The sequence below is a fragment of the Blautia sp. HA8986 genome (assembly GCF_056504635.1).
In genome coordinates, this window is the sequence record NZ_JBWLUQ010000002.1 from 295,701 (window position 1) to 310,832 (window position 15,132).

Sequence of the window (15,132 nt, forward strand, 5' to 3'; positions counted from 1 at the left end):
TATGGAGTTCAAAACTTCAATTTTGTTATGTTATATATAACAATAAAATATAGAAATATATAAAGAATATAGCATATATAACATATACATTTATTTCCGAATTTATTATGATAAGAACAGAAAAAAGGTTGAATGCAAATAGACATTCGCTCACTGCTGATGTGAAGCGCGGGCAGGGAATGAGAAGTCTGTTTTATGGAAAAAATCTCACAGGAGGAATAAATAATGAAGGTAGTTACAGCAATCGATTCTTTTAAAGGAAGCATGACATCCATGGAAGCAGGTTTTGCAGCAGCAGAGGGAATCCATCGCGTGGATGCCAACGCAGAGGTTCAGGTAAGACCGCTGGCAGATGGTGGTGAGGGTACTGTGGAGGCTCTTGTTGCAGGAATGAACGGAAAAACAGAGCATGTTAAAGTTACAGGACCTCTTGGTGAGCCGGTGATCTGTGAGTATGGAATTATCGAGAGCACAAAAACAGCAGTTATCGAGATGGCAGGAGCCGCAGGAATCACACAGGTTCCGGATGAGAAGAGAAACCCTCTTTACACCACAACTTACGGTGTAGGTGAGGTTATCAAGGATGCTATCGAAAAAGGCTGCCGCAGATTTATTGTAGGTATCGGCGGAAGTGCTACAAATGACGGCGGTGTGGGAATGCTTCAGGCACTTGGCTATGCATTCCTTGATAAAGACGGAAAACAGGTTCTTCCAGGAGCCCGTGGCCTCAAAGACATTGCAGAGATCACAGATGCCTATGTGATTCCGGAGCTTGCAGAATGTAAATTCCGCGTTGCCTGCGACGTAACAAATCCGCTTTGCGGAGAGCTTGGCTGCAGTGCTATTTACGGTCCGCAGAAAGGTGCGACACCGGAGATGATCAAAGATATGGACCAGTGGCTCGGTGCATATGCAGAGCTTGCAAAAGACCGTTTCCCGAAAGCAGATCCCAAATATCCGGGAACAGGAGCTGCCGGTGGAATGGGATTCGCTTTCCTTACATTTACAGATGCAGTTCTGGAATCAGGAATCAATATTGTTCTTGATGAGACAAAACTTGAAGAGTATATCAAGGACGCGGATCTTGTGATCACAGGTGAAGGGCGAATGGACGGACAGACAGCTATGGGAAAAGCACCTGTAGGTGTTGCAAAGCTTGCAAAGAAGCATGGCAAAAAGGTCATTGCTTTTGCAGGTGCAGTACAGCGTGATGCAAGAGCATGCAATGATGCGGGAATTGATGCCTTCTTCCCAATCCTCCGCGGTGTGGTAACACTGGAAGAAGCCATGAAAAATGAAAATGCAAAGCAGAATATGGCAGATACTGTGGAGCAGGTTATCCGATTGATGAAATAATATGGAAACGCAGAAAAGACAGGTTCGCTGTGATATTGATCACATTGTGCAACCTGTCTTTTTGCGGTTTATAATTTGTAAAAACAAGGGAGTTGTAACCTGATAGAATCAGTTTGGAAGGATTTTGTTTTATCCTTCGATCGGCTCAAAATCCACAGCTCCGTGCTTACACAGTGGGCAGATGATATCTTCCGGAAGTTCATCGCCTTCGTAAATATATCCGCAGACTTTGCATACCCAGCCTTTTTTGCCTTCGGTCTGTGGCTGCGGTTTTACGTGTTTCTGATAGTAGGTGTAAGTCATGGTTTCCTGATCGCTCATAACGCGGGCTTCAGTTACGCTGCAGATGAACATTCCGTGAGTGCCAAGATCCACATAATTCTCTACCTTCAGGGACATAAATGCGTTGATATATTTATCCAGGAACACAAGTCCATTGTCAGAGTGGTTCACTTTCTGGCCAGCAAATTTATCCACGCTTCTGCCGGACTGGAATCCGAACTGTTCAAAAACAGAGAACGGAGCATCCACAGACAGGCAGTTTACATTCATGATACCAGTCTGCTGGATCACATGATGGGAATAGTTGGCTTTGTTGATATTGACAGCAACGCGGTACGGATTGTCTGTGAGCTGTGTAACCGTGTTGACGATGAGACCGTTGTCTTTTTTGCCGTCATTGGATGTCACCACATAGAGGCCGTAGCCGATGCGGAACAGTGCAGTCATATCATTCTTATTTGCAAGATCATCGCTTTTGGCAATGTACTCCTGGCAGAGCTCGTCAGCCATTGCTTCTATCTGTTTACGGTTCTCCTCGTTTACAGCAGACATGATCTTGACGGTGGTGTTCAGCCAGTTGATCTTTTTGCATTTGGAAAGCATTTCCTTCATAACTTTGGCTGCAAGCGGTGCCCAGGTTCCGTTTTCAATAAGTCCGACTGTACGGTTCTGGAAATTGTGCTCCACAAGTCTGGTGATAAAATCATTCATAAACGGATAAATGCTTGCATTGTAAGTGGTTGTTGCCAGTACCAGCTTGGAGTAGCGGAAAGCATCACTTAGTGCCTGGGACATGTCATCTCTTGCAAGGTCGTAGACAAGGACATTTGGACATCCTTTGCTGCGGAATTTGTCGGCAAGCTGCAAAACTGCGGTTTTTGTGTGGCCGTATACGGAAGTGTAGGCAATCACGATTCCGTCATCCTCCGGTGTGTAGGAAGACCAGGTATCATAGAGACTGATGTAGTGGCCAAGGTTTTCATTGAGTACCGGGCCGTGGAGCGGGCAGATAGTCTGGATATCCAGAGTTGCAGCTATTTTAAGAAGGTTCTGAACCTGCACGCCGTATTTTCCTACGATGCCGATGTAATATCTTCTTGCCTCATCATCCCATGGCTCCTCAACGTCAAGAGCACCGAATTTTCCGAATCCGTCTGCGGAAAAAAGTACCTTTTCTGTGCTGTCATATGTGACCATAACCTCCGGCCAGTGTACCATTGGTGCAAACACGAAGGTCAGGTTATGCTTGCCAAGGGAAAGGCTTCCACCGTTATCTACTATAATTTTCTGGCCTTCCAGATCCAGGTCAAAGAAGTTCTGCATCATGCCGAATGCTTTTTTGTTGGAAACAATTGTGGTGTCCGGATAAGCTTTCATGAAGTTTGCGATGTTGGCTGCGTGGTCCGGTTCCATGTGCTGGACAATAAGATAATCCGGTTTGCGATCACCCAGAACCTGCTGGATGTTATCAAGCCATTCGTGGGTAAAATTGGCATCTACTGTATCCATGACAGCAGTTTTTTCGTCCAGGATCACGTAGGAGTTGTAGGACATACCGTTTGGAACTTTGTACTGGCCTTCGAAAAGGTCAATCTGGTGATCGTTTACGCCTACATATTTGATAGTATCTGTGATTTTCATGAGCAATACCTCTTTTCTTTCTATGGTGGATTTATGTGAGTGGCTGTTTTGTTTGTCCTTAACTTTGATAAAAATATAACAGATTTACCATAATAATTCTGTTGCAAATACAACAAAATATGGAAAAATATATAAATGTCATTATTAAAATAAACATTTTTCCAGGGGATTATTACAGCGTGTTTTCCAGATAATGTTTTATAAAATGCTTGTGATTTCGGTGCATTGCGAAGTGTACTGCTGGCCACGGAGTGAACAGTAATACAGAGCGTGATGTCATTCATGGAATGAACCGCTTTATCTTTACATTTCAGATATGCTGGTATAAAATCATGAGCAGATAACATGGGGAAGGATGGGGAAAAGAAGCTATGGAGCATATCACATTATTTACGGATATTCTGCCCGAAGAGCAGGAAAGAATGCGTGTCTGTTTCAAAGTCCGGGAGGCTTTTTTCCAGAATGGGGAGACGATCATGGAATATTCCAGCTCCATGAAAAAAATCGGTCTGATCCAGGAGGGACGGGCAGTTCTTTACTGCTGTGATGAAGACGGGAATGAGTATGTGATCGATGAACTGAACAGAGACAGCGTGTTTGGAGAGCCTTTTTTGCTTCCGGCAGATTCCCAGCATTATTATGTGTGTGCCACTACGGATACGAAGGTGATGTTTATTGATTATGAGCACGTGATCAAGCGATGTGAAAATGCCTGTCATCATCACAGTCAGATGGTCAGCAATCTTCTGCAGATGATCGCACTTCGCTCCAGACAGCAGACGGACCGTATCTATATGCTTTCCAGGTCCAGCACCAGAAAAAAACTGATGGCGTATCTTCATTCACTGGCCGCAGAGAAGAATACCGGGAAGTTTAAACTGCCGATGTCATATACTGCGCTGGCTCAGTACTTGAGTGTGGACCGCAGTGCCATGATGCGAGAGATCAGGAATCTGACTGATGAAGGTGTACTGTGGCGTGACGGGCGGAATGTGGAGCTGCTTATGTGAATGTAGAAGAGGGGAAATAAAATGCAAATGACTGTTTTGCTGTGTGCTTTGCAGAAATGCGAGAGGAGAAGTTATTGTGAATATTACAGTAAGAAAATACGAGGAAAAAGATCTTTCGGACCTGATCCGGATCTGGAATGAGGTTGTAGAAGATGGCGTGGCTTTTCCGCAGGAAGAATATCTGAATGAAGAAACAGGAAGAAATTTTTTTGCGGAGCAGACATATACAGCTGCGGCTGTAGATAAGGAAAGCGGAAAGGTTTATGGCCTTTATATTCTTCATCCCAATAATATAGGAAGATGCGGCCATATCTGCAACGCCAGTTATGCAGTAAGCAGAGATTCCAGGGGTCTTCATATCGGAGAAAAACTGGTGTCAGACTGTCTGGTGCAGGGAAAAGAGCACGGCTTTGGAGTTTTGCAGTTTAATGCGGTCGTGGCATGTAATGTTCATGCAAGACATCTTTATGAGAGACTTGGCTTCGTGCAGCTTGGCGTGATCCCGAAGGGATTCCGTATGAAGGACGGACATTATGAGGATATCTGCCCGTATTATCATGAACTGTAGAGACAGAAGCTATTCGTTTGAAGGTCTGTTTTATTTATGGAAGTTTTCGACAGGGGATGGATGTGCCTGATTGGAACGATCTCAAACTCGCAGCAGAGCTGGTGGTAGTGACTTTGCAGGAAAAGAAAGGATTCATTATGAAAAATCTTCAGATCACAGCATATACTCAGCATTTTATCAGGCAGCAGGTAATGCCGGGGGATATCTGTATTGATGCAACGATGGGAAACGGGAATGATACTGCACTTCTGAGCAGGCTTGCAGGAGAGAAGGGTCATGTGATTGCTTTTGACATTCAGAAGCAGGCACTGGAGCATACTGCGGAACGGCTTTTGAAGGATGGCTGCCCTGAGAATTATCAGCTGTTCCTGGATTCACACGAAAATATGATGAACTATGCAAAACCGGATACCGTATCCTGCATCACCTTTAATCTGGGTTATCTTCCTGGTGGGGATCATTCCATTGCAACTAAGGCTGACAGCAGCAAAAAAGCTGTGGAAGCTGGTCTTCGCCTGTTGAAAAAGGGTGGCCTTATGACATTGTGTATCTACAGCGGCGGGGACACCGGATTTCAGGAGCGGGACGCTATGCTGGATTTTATCCGGCAGCTGGATCCGCATAAATATCTGGTTATCCAGTCAGAATATGCAAATCGTCCCAATGATCCGCCAATACCGGTGCTGATTATTAAACTATAAGAGGAAGGGGAAAATCATGAACGATTACATATATTATTATCTATTGGCCGTCAACATCCTGGCCTTCGTATTATTCGGCATCGATAAACAAAAAGCCCGTCGGAATCTCTGGCGGATCCCGGAGAAAACCCTTCTTCTCAGTGCCCTCATCGGCGGCAGTGCCGGAGCGATCTTAGGGATGCAGTTTTTCCATCATAAAACGAGAAAACCTAAATTTGCAGTCGGTGTTCCGGTGATACTGGTTGTGGAGATTGTTGTAGTTTGGTTTATACAGACAATGTAAATAACAGCTGCCTGTCAGGCAGTGGAGTTTAATACTCCACGTCTGCGGCAGCTGTTATTTTATGAAAAGCCGGTTAAATAATGCGATAACGCAGCTCATACCAAAGGTTACTATAACATTTCTTCTTGACAAATACTTTTATGATGATATAATTTGATAATCAAAATATTTTAAAGCAAAATATAATCTAGAGAACAGCAGCAAAGATTATGGAGAGAAATATGACAGGTAAAATATGTGGAACAGGTTCCTGGGCACCGCCGAAAGTATGGGACAACAACGATCTGGCCAGGATGGTGGACACCAGTGATGAATGGATCCGGGAAAGAACCGGAGTGGTGCAGAGACACATTGCGGAAGAAAATGAAGATACTGTGACAATGGCATCAAGGGCAGCACAGAGAGCACTGGAAGATGCAGATATGAAGGCAGAGGAGATCGACCTTATTATTGTAGCGACCATCTCACCAACTGAGATCATGCCTTGTGTGGCATGCGGAGTGCAGGAAAAACTTGGCGCAGAAAATGCTACCTGTTTCGATCTGAACGGAGCTTGTACAGGATCTCTTCTGGCATTAAACACAGCACAGGCTTATCTGTCCCAGGGAATTTATCAGACAGCACTTGTGATCGGTGCAGAGAAATTATCCGGTTTAACGGACTGGACAGATCGAGGCACCTGCATCCTTTTTGGGGATGGAGCAGGAGCAGTTGTACTGAAAGCAGAAGAAGGCGGCAAATATGCTCAGGTAACACAGTCCATTGGAAAAAAAGGCGGTGCGCTTACATTACGAAGCAGAAACCAGATCCAATACGAAACAGATCCCAAAGCAAAAGAAACCTACATACAAATGAATGGAAAAGAAGTTTTTACCTTCGCAGTTTCGAAAGTTCCGGAGGCAGTAAAAAATCTTCTTTCCAGAGAAAAAGTTCCATGTGAGGACATTCGATATTATCTTCTTCATCAGGCAAACGAGCGGATCATCCGCTCAGCAGCAAGGCGAATAGGAGAAGACATTTCCAAGTTTCCCATGAATATGGATGAATACGGAAATACCTCATCAGCAAGTCTTCTGATCCTTCTGGATGAGGTGAAAAAAAGCGGAAAACTGCAGAGAGGCGATAAGCTGGTACTTGCAGGCTTCGGCGGTGGATTGACATATGGAGCGAGTTTGATTGAGTATTAATTTCCCGGAGGTAAAAAATGAAAACGAGAATCACAGAATTACTTGGTATTGAATATCCTGTCATTCAGGGCGGTATGGCCTGGGTAGCAGATCATCATATTGCAGCTGCTGTATCTGAGGCTGGCGGTCTTGGGCTGATCGCAGCAGCCAATGCACCGGCTGAATGGGTTCGCGAGCAGATCCGCGAGGCAAAAAAGCTGACAGACAAGCCTTTTGGTGTAAACATCATGCTTATGAGCCCAAGTGCAGATGAGGTTGCAAAGATTGTAGTAGAAGAAGGAATCAAGGTGGTAACAACCGGCGCCGGAAGTCCTGAGAAATACATGGAAGCATGGAAAACAGCCGGAGTAAAAGTTATTCCGGTGGTTGCATCAGTAGCTCTTGCAAGAAGAATGGAACGCTGTGGTGCAGATGCTGTTGTGGCAGAGGGAACGGAGTCAGGCGGACATATCGGAGAGACAACAACAATGGCACTGGTGCCACAGGTTGTTGATGCAGTACAGATCCCGGTGATCGCAGCAGGCGGAATCGCAGACGGCCGCGGAATCGCGGCAGCCTTTATGCTGGGAGCAGAAGGTGTACAGATGGGAACACGTTTCGTAGCAACTGAGGAATGTAATGTCCATGAGAATTACAAGCAGTTCCTTCTGAAAGCAAAAGATATCGATACAAGAGTAACCGGCCGTACCACAGGCCATCCGGTACGTACTTTAAGAAATCCGATGACAAAAGAATATCTGGAAAAAGAAGCAGCAGGAGCATCTTTTGAGGAGCTTGAGATGCTCACACTTGGCGGACTTCGCAAGGCTGTTGTAGATGGTGATGTAAAAACAGGAAGCGTCATGTCCGGCCAGATCGCAGGAATGGTGAAAGATGTGCCGACCTGTAAAGAGCTTATGACGAGACTGATCGCGGAAACGAAGGAAGCTGTAAAAAAACACGCTTTTCTTGTGGAGGAATAAGCAAATGGGAAAAATAGCATTTATCTTTCCGGGCCAGGGCGCACAGAAAGCTGGTATGGGAAAAGATTTTTATGAAAAATATGACACAGCAAAAAAGGTTTTTGATTCAGCCAGTGAGTGGCTGGATCTTGACATGAAAGCTCTCTGCTTTGAGGAGAATGATAAACTTGACCTTACTGAGTATACACAGGCGGCACTTGTCACAACCTGTCTTGCAATGGAAAAAGTGGTAGAAGAAATGGGACTTCACCCGGATGTGACAGCAGGGTTAAGCCTTGGTGAATACTGCGCCATTGAAGCAGCAGGCGGCATGGATCTGAAAGATGCCATTACAACGGTAAGAAAAAGAGGAATCCTTATGGAGCAGGCTGTTCCGGCAGGACAGGGCAGCATGGCAGCTGTAATGGGAATGGAAACAGAGAAGATCGAGGAAGTGATCTCAGATATTCCGGATGTGAGCATTGCCAATTATAACTGTCCGGGACAGATCGTGATCACAGGACTTGCCCAGGCAGTCAGTGAAGCTTCCGAAAAACTGAAAGAAGCAGGTGGAAGAAGAGTAATCCCGTTAAATGTCAGCGGTCCTTTCCATTCTGCAATGCTGAAAGAAGCAGGAAAAGAGCTGGGTAAGGTTCTGGAAAATGTCACTCTTCATCCCCTTCAGATCCCATATGTCACAAATGTAACAGCAGAGTATGTGGAAGATTCAGCAGAGACAAAAGCATTTCTGGAAGAACAGATCGCTTCTTCTGTTCGCTGGCAGCAGAGTGTAGAAAATATGATCAGCCAGGGAGTTGATACATTTGTAGAGATCGGACCAGGAAGAACTCTTGCCGGATTCATGAGAAAGATCAACAGGAATGTAAAAGTATATAATATCCAGACAGTAGAAGACGCAGAAAAAGTCTGCCAGGAAATCGGATGAAGATAATCGCCCAGAAAGGAATTCATATGTCAGATAAAAAAATCGCAGTAGTAACAGGCGGTGCGCGTGGAATCGGAAAAGCCATTGCCATGGAACTTGCAAAAGCAGGAAATATTGTAGTGATCAATTATAATGGTTCAGCAGACAAGGCAGAAGAGACCAAAAAAGAGATTGAGGCAGCTGGCGGACAGGCAGATGTGATGCAGTGCAACGTGGCAGATTTTAATGCGTGTGAGACTTTTTTCAAGGTTATTGCAGAAAGATATGGAAGAGTCGATATCCTGGTAAACAATGCGGGAATCACAAAAGACGGACTTCTCATGAAGATGAGTGAAGAAGACTTTTCCAGAGTAATTGATGTGAATCTGAAAGGTGCGTTCAACTGTATCCGACATGTGTCCAGAATGATGCTGAGACAGCGAAGCGGCCGGATCATCAGCCTTGCGTCTGTAGTAGGTCTCCACGGAAACGCAGGACAGGCCAACTACGCAGCCTCAAAAGCAGGAATCATCGGTCTGACAAAATCCGCTGCAAAAGAGCTTGCATCCAGAGGAATCACCGTAAACGCCATTGCCCCGGGATTTATTAAAACAGATATGACAGACGTGCTTTCTGACAAAGTAAAAGAAAATATCGCGGCATCTATTCCAATGGGAAAAATGGGAACAACAGAAGATGTGGCAAAAGCAGCAGCATTTCTGGCATCTGACGGTGCACGTTATATCACAGGACAGGTGCTCAGTGTAGACGGCGGAATGGCAATGTAGAGGAGAGTTGAGGATGAAAAGACGAGTAGTAGTAACAGGACTTGGCGCAGTAACACCTATTGGAAATGATGTGAAAAGCTTCTGGAACGGAGTAAAAGAAGGAAAAGTAGGAATCGGGCCGATCACCCGTTTTGATACAACAGGATATAAGGCAACACTGGCAGCGGAGCTGAAGGATTTTGTGGCAAAAGACCGTATGGACCCGAGAACAGCCAGAAGAATGGAGCCTTTTTCCCAGTATGCAGTAGTAGCTGCTCTGGAAGCTGTGGAAAATGCAGGCCTTAAGATGGAGGAGGAAGATCCGTACATGGTAGGCGTGATCATCGGTTCCGGTGTGGGAAGCCTTCAGGCAACAGAGCTTAATGAGAAGAAGCTTGTGGAAAAAGGCCCGTCAAGAGTTGATCCACTTCTTGTTCCGAAAATGATCACAAACATGGCAGCAGGAAATGTTTCCATTGCAACCGGTGCAAAAGGAAAATGTACTAACGTTGTAACTGCATGTGCAACAGGAACCCACTGTATCGGAGATGCTTTCCGTGCGATCCAGTACGGGGATGCAGATGTAATGCTTGCAGGTGGAACAGAAGGCGCGATCTGCCCCATCGGAATCGCAGGATTTTCAAGTCTGACAGCCCTCTCCACAAGCGAAGATCCGCTGCGTGCATCCATTCCTTTTGATAAGGACAGAGGCGGTTTTGTTATGGGCGAAGGTGCCGGCATTGTGGTTCTGGAAGAGCTTGAGCATGCGAAAAAAAGAAATGCCAATATTCTTGCAGAGGTTGTTGGCTACGGTGCAACAGCAGACGCATTTCACATTACTTCTCCGGCAGAGGACGGAAGCGGAGCAGCACGCGCTATGGAAAACGCCATGAAAGAGGCGGGAGTTGCACCTGAGGAAGTTGACTACATTAATGCACACGGAACCGGAACACATCATAACGATCTTTTTGAGACAAGAGCTATCAAGCTTGCGTTCAAAGATGCTGCAAAAAATGTGAAGATCAACTCCACAAAATCCATGGTGGGACATCTTCTGGGAGCAGCCGGAGCTGTTGAGTTTATTGTGTGTGTGAAATCCATTCTGGACGGCTTTATCCACCAGACAGTGGGAACGAAAGAGACAGAGGAAGAGCTGGATCTCAACTATATGATTGGTGCGCCTGCCAGTCAGGAAGTACGTTATGCAATGAGTAATTCCCTTGGTTTTGGCGGCCACAACGGAACATTGCTTGTGAAGAAGTATGAGGAGGACTGAAAATGGAGTTTAACCAGATCCTTGAGCTGATCGATCATGTATCAGCATCAGAGCTTACCGCTTTTACATATGAGACAGATGATCTGACACTGACAATGGAGCATGGAAAACCACAGATCATCCAGGGTGTTATGGGTGAAGCAGTGGAAAATATCCCGGCAGCAGGAATGACAGGTGGAAAAGTCCGCAGGGCAGTTCAGAAGACGGCAGACCAGGTGAATACAGAAGCGCAGAACAACCAGTCAGCATCTGCTGTGCAGGAAAGTAAGAGTCAGTCAGAAACCGTAACAGATACATCAGCTCCGTCCGAGGCTGCTTCTGATCAGTCCGGAAGCCTGGTAACATCCCCTCTGGTAGGAACCTTCTATGCGGCTCCATCCCAGGATCTACCTCCTTATGTACAGGTAGGAGATAAGGTGAAAAAAGGTCAGGTTCTTGCAATCGTGGAGGCCATGAAACTGATGAATGAGATCGAAAGTGATTTCGATGGAGAAATTGCAGAGATCTATGTGGAGAATGGAAAGCCTGTGGAATACGGACAGAAACTTTTTCGCATTAAATAAAAATTACAGATAAAGAACAGATACAGCTGCGGATGAAATATGCAATGATCTTCGGTCAGCACGCTTCACCGAAGCTTTTCAGGAGGATAAATAAATGAAACATCTTGATGTAAAACAGATCGAGGAGATCATCCCACACAGACATCCGTTTCTCCTTGTAGATTATATTGAAGACTATGAACCAGGCGAGTTTGCGGCAGGATATAAATGTGTAACTTTCCGCGAGGATTTTTTCAGAGGACATTTTCCACAGGAGCCGGTAATGCCGGGAGTCCTTATGGTAGAAGCACTGGCACAGGTAGGTGCAGTTGCCATTCTTTCCCTGGAGGATATGAAGGGAAAAACAGCGTACTTTGGCGGCATCAACAAATGCAAATTCCGCAGAAAGGTAGTTCCGGGAGATAAGCTTCGTCTTGAGACAAAGATCATCCGCAGAAAAGGTCCTGTAGGAATCGGCTCCGCGGTGGCATCTGTTGACGGGGAAGTTGCTGTAGAGGCAGAGCTTACATTTATGATCGGGTAAGGTGATTGTATGATTCGAAAGTTACTGATCGCCAACAGAGGCGAGATTGCGGTGCGTATTATCCGTGCCTGCAGGGAAATGGGAATTGCAACAGTGGCCGTTTATTCTGAGGCAGATGAGGAAAGTCTCCATACACAGCTGGCAGATGAAGCGATCTGCATTGGCCCGGGCCCTTCCGCACAAAGCTATCTGAACATGGAACAGATCATCAGTGCAACCATGGTTTCCGGTGCGGATGCCATTCATCCGGGCTTTGGCTTTCTTTCTGAAAATGCCAGATTTGCAGAACTCTGTGAAAAATGCGGCATCACTTTCGTAGGTCCGCCATCAAAAGTAATCCGTATGCTTGGCAACAAACAGATTGCAAGAAGCACAATGATAGCTGCAGGAGTTCCTGTAGTTCCGGGAAGTGAAGGCTCTGTGGATGATATTGAGACAGGTCTTAAGGAAGCTGAGCGAATCGGTTATCCTGTAATCATCAAGGCGGCTCTCGGAGGCGGCGGAAAAGGTATGCGTGTGGCAAATACGCCGGAAGAATTTCCGGAGGCCTATGCAACAGCCAGAAAAGAATCCGAGATCGCTTTTGGCGACGGTACTATGTACATCGAACATTTTGTGGTAAATCCAAGGCATATCGAGTTTCAGATCCTTGCAGACAGCCAGGGAAATGTGATCCACCTGGGAGAGCGTGACTGTTCCATCCAGAGAAATCACCAGAAGATGATCGAGGAATCCCCAAGTGCTGCAGTATCCGATGAGCTGAGAGAAAAAATGGGCCACGCAGCAGTGACAGCAGCCAAAGCAGCAGGTTATGTAAATGCCGGAACTATCGAATTCCTTCTGGAGCCTGACGGAAAGTTCTGGTTTATGGAAATGAATACAAGGATCCAGGTTGAACATCCGGTAACAGAGTGGGTTACAGGAATCGATCTTGTAAAAGAACAGCTGAAGATCGCATCCGGAATGCCGCTTGGGATCACTCAGGATAATGTCCGTATTATGGGACATGCAATTGAATGCAGGATCAATGCAGAGAATCCGCAGAAAAATTTCCGTCCGTCACCTGGAAAGATCAAAGGTGCACATTTTCCGGGGGGAAACGGAATCCGTGTGGATACCTGTGTATACAACGGCTGTAAGATTCCGCCGTACTATGATTCCATGCTTGCCAAGCTTATTGTCCATGCAGATAATCGCCGGGATGCCATTGCAAAAATGCAGAGTGCACTTGGGGAAGTGATCATTGACGGAATTGATACAAACATTGACTATCAGTATGAAATTTTAAAAAATGAGGATTATCAGTCCGGAAACTTTGACACTGGCTTTCTTGCCAGCCATACCATTGCAGGAGTGAAGATTAATGAGAATTAAGCACATGTTCAAAAAAACAGTCATGGATATCCGCGGTGAGGAGCGTGAAAATACGCCCGAAGTGCCGGATAACCTGATGCGAAAATGCAATGCCTGCAAAGCAGCGGTTTTTGTAGATGAGGTAAAACAGAATCATTATATCTGTCCTCATTGTGGCAATTATTTTCATATGCCTGCATACAGACGGATCAAAATGATTGCAGACAGAAAGAGCTTTGTGGAATGGGATGCCGAGATGGAGGAACAGAATCCTCTTCAGTACAGAGGATACGAGGAAAAGCTCCGTGCACTTCAGGAGAAAACAGGGCTTAACGAAGCTGTTGTAACTGGTAAGTGTACCATAAAAGGGATATCTGTGGCTTTAGGTGTCTGCGACTGCCGTTTCATGATGTCCAGTATGGGAGAAGTAGTAGGAGAAAAAATCACCCGTGTGTTTGAGCGTGCCACAGAAGAAAAGCTTCCAGTGATCCTCTACATCTGTTCCGGCGGTGCCAGAATGCAGGAGGGACTTGTATCCCTGATGCAGATGGCAAAAACAAGCATGGCACTTCGCAAGCACAGCGATGCAGGACTTCTCTATGTTCCGGTTCTCACAGATCCTACAACAGGTGGTGTAACCGCAAGCTTTGCTATGCTGGGAGATATCATTCTGGCAGAGCCGAAAGCTCTCATTGGTTTCGCCGGCCCGAGAGTCATCGAGCAGACTATCGGCCAGAAGCTTCCAAAAGGATTCCAGAAAGCGGAGTTTCTTCTGGAGCATGGATTTATTGATAAGATCGTGGAACGTGATGATCAGAGGATCGTGCTGGCAGATATTTTGAAATTGCATGAGAATAAAGGGCAAAATTCCAGTACATCCAAGGTAGCTGAATCGCATATATCAGACAAAAGTAACGGGAATACTGTATGGCCGAAATTTATCCCATCCGGTAGCTTCACTCCATGGGAGCATGTTCAGCTCGCCAGAGCCAAGACCCGTCCAACCGGAAAAGACTATATCGAAGCCCTCTTTGATGATTTTATAGAATTTCACGGCGACCGCCACTGCGGTGATGATGCAGCGGTAATCGGCGGTGTGGCTTTCTTTCATGGTCATCCGGTAACAGTCCTTGCCCAGGAAAAAGGCGAAGGAACGAAAGAAAACATAGCCCGGAATTTCGGAATGGTTTCCCCGGAAGGTTACTGGAAATCCTTACGTCTTATGCAGCAGGCTGAGAAATTCCATCGCCCGGTGATCTGTCTGGTGGATACTCCCGGTGCTTTCTGCGGACTGGAAGCAGAAGAGCGAGGACAGGGAGAAGCCATCGCAAAAAATCTCTACACACTGGCAGGTCTTACCGTCCCGGTGCTTTCCATTGTGATCGGAGAAGGCGGAAGTGGCGGTGCCCTTGCATTTGCAGTTTCAGACGAAGTATGGATGCTGGAGCATTCGGTTTATTCCATTCTTTCCCCGGAAGGCTTTGCATCCATTCTCTGGAAAGACAGCAAAAAAGCAAAGGAAGCAGCTGAAGTGATGAAACTGACAGCAGCAGATCTCTGTGAGATGGGAATGATAGAGCACGTAATTCCGGAAACAGAACCGGTAAGTCGGGAGAATATGGAAGATGTAGCCGGCTGTCTGGAAAATGGAATTGCAGACTTTCTTGAAAAATACAGCGGTAAAGAACCGGAGGAACTTCTGGAACATCGTTATCAGCGGTTCAGGAAAATGTAAAGTGAAAATCCAGTGGAAAAA

The 15,132-nt window shown here is 45.9% G+C and carries 15 protein-coding genes; 14 read left to right on the plus strand and 1 reads right to left on the minus strand.

Features of this window, described 5'->3' with window-relative positions; all coding sequences use genetic code 11:
• The first annotated feature begins 225 nt into the window (after nucleotides 1-225).
• Complete coding sequence (locus AC04Q4_RS14075) at nucleotides 226-1,356, plus strand: glycerate kinase family protein (RefSeq protein WP_173737964.1); 1,131 nt, start codon at nucleotides 226-228, stop codon at nucleotides 1,354-1,356.
• Nucleotides 1,357-1,485: 129 nt separating this feature from the next.
• On the opposite strand, the gene AC04Q4_RS14080 is transcribed toward AC04Q4_RS14075, so the two are convergent.
• On the minus strand, nucleotides 1,486-3,279 hold the full coding sequence (locus tag AC04Q4_RS14080; protein ID WP_173755887.1) for a flavin reductase: 1,794 nt from the start codon (nucleotides 3,277-3,279) through the stop codon (nucleotides 1,486-1,488).
• A 371-nt stretch (nucleotides 3,280-3,650) separates the two neighbouring features.
• Between AC04Q4_RS14080 and AC04Q4_RS14085 the strand changes: the two genes are divergently transcribed.
• The 13 genes from AC04Q4_RS14085 (at nucleotide 3,651) to AC04Q4_RS14145 (ending at nucleotide 15,111) form a co-directional block, all read left to right on the plus strand.
• Nucleotides 3,651-4,289: a Crp/Fnr family transcriptional regulator gene (locus tag AC04Q4_RS14085; RefSeq protein WP_119239250.1), complete on the plus strand. Its 639-nt coding sequence runs from the start codon at nucleotides 3,651-3,653 to the stop codon at nucleotides 4,287-4,289.
• A 76-nt stretch (nucleotides 4,290-4,365) separates the two neighbouring features.
• Nucleotides 4,366-4,857 carry a GNAT family N-acetyltransferase gene (locus tag AC04Q4_RS14090; RefSeq protein WP_173737962.1) on the plus strand — a complete coding sequence of 164 codons (492 nt, stop codon included), beginning with the start codon at nucleotides 4,366-4,368 and terminating at the stop codon, nucleotides 4,855-4,857.
• Between the two features lie 137 nt (nucleotides 4,858-4,994).
• A complete protein-coding gene (gene mnmM / locus AC04Q4_RS14095; protein WP_173737977.1) occupies nucleotides 4,995-5,558 on the plus strand; it encodes a tRNA 5-(aminomethyl)-2-thiouridylate-methyltransferase MnmM in 564 nt (187 codons plus the stop codon).
• A gap of 16 nt (nucleotides 5,559-5,574) precedes the next feature.
• Nucleotides 5,575-5,841 (plus strand): DUF1294 domain-containing protein, encoded by a 267-nt coding sequence (locus AC04Q4_RS14100; protein ID WP_173737961.1) that lies wholly within the window; start codon nucleotides 5,575-5,577, stop codon nucleotides 5,839-5,841.
• A gap of 221 nt (nucleotides 5,842-6,062) precedes the next feature.
• Nucleotides 6,063-7,028 (plus strand): beta-ketoacyl-ACP synthase III, encoded by a 966-nt coding sequence (locus AC04Q4_RS14105; protein ID WP_173737960.1) that lies wholly within the window; start codon nucleotides 6,063-6,065, stop codon nucleotides 7,026-7,028.
• Between the two features lie 17 nt (nucleotides 7,029-7,045).
• Nucleotides 7,046-7,990 carry an enoyl-[acyl-carrier-protein] reductase FabK gene (gene fabK / locus AC04Q4_RS14110; RefSeq protein ID WP_119239253.1) on the plus strand — a complete coding sequence of 315 codons (945 nt, stop codon included), beginning with the start codon at nucleotides 7,046-7,048 and terminating at the stop codon, nucleotides 7,988-7,990.
• Between the two features lie 4 nt (nucleotides 7,991-7,994).
• On the plus strand, nucleotides 7,995-8,915 hold the full coding sequence (gene fabD, locus AC04Q4_RS14115) for an ACP S-malonyltransferase (protein WP_173737959.1): 921 nt from the start codon (nucleotides 7,995-7,997) through the stop codon (nucleotides 8,913-8,915).
• Nucleotides 8,916-8,941: 26 nt separating this feature from the next.
• Nucleotides 8,942-9,682: a 3-oxoacyl-[acyl-carrier-protein] reductase gene (gene fabG, locus AC04Q4_RS14120; RefSeq protein WP_173737958.1), complete on the plus strand. Its 741-nt coding sequence runs from the start codon at nucleotides 8,942-8,944 to the stop codon at nucleotides 9,680-9,682.
• Between the two features lie 13 nt (nucleotides 9,683-9,695).
• Nucleotides 9,696-10,937 (plus strand): beta-ketoacyl-ACP synthase II, encoded by a 1,242-nt coding sequence (fabF, locus tag AC04Q4_RS14125; protein WP_173737957.1) that lies wholly within the window; start codon nucleotides 9,696-9,698, stop codon nucleotides 10,935-10,937.
• Nucleotides 10,938-10,939: 2 nt separating this feature from the next.
• A complete protein-coding gene (gene accB / locus AC04Q4_RS14130) occupies nucleotides 10,940-11,500 on the plus strand; it encodes an acetyl-CoA carboxylase biotin carboxyl carrier protein (RefSeq protein ID WP_173737956.1) in 561 nt (186 codons plus the stop codon).
• A 94-nt stretch (nucleotides 11,501-11,594) separates the two neighbouring features.
• Nucleotides 11,595-12,023 carry a 3-hydroxyacyl-ACP dehydratase FabZ gene (gene fabZ / locus AC04Q4_RS14135; protein ID WP_173737955.1) on the plus strand — a complete coding sequence of 143 codons (429 nt, stop codon included), beginning with the start codon at nucleotides 11,595-11,597 and terminating at the stop codon, nucleotides 12,021-12,023.
• A gap of 9 nt (nucleotides 12,024-12,032) precedes the next feature.
• A complete protein-coding gene (accC, locus tag AC04Q4_RS14140) occupies nucleotides 12,033-13,397 on the plus strand; it encodes an acetyl-CoA carboxylase biotin carboxylase subunit (protein ID WP_119239258.1) in 1,365 nt (454 codons plus the stop codon).
• Nucleotides 13,387-15,111 (plus strand): acetyl-CoA carboxylase carboxyltransferase subunit alpha, encoded by a 1,725-nt coding sequence (locus AC04Q4_RS14145; protein ID WP_173737954.1) that lies wholly within the window; start codon nucleotides 13,387-13,389, stop codon nucleotides 15,109-15,111. Before accC ends, AC04Q4_RS14145 begins: the two co-directional genes overlap by 11 nt.
• The last annotated feature ends 21 nt before the right edge of the window (nucleotides 15,112-15,132 follow it).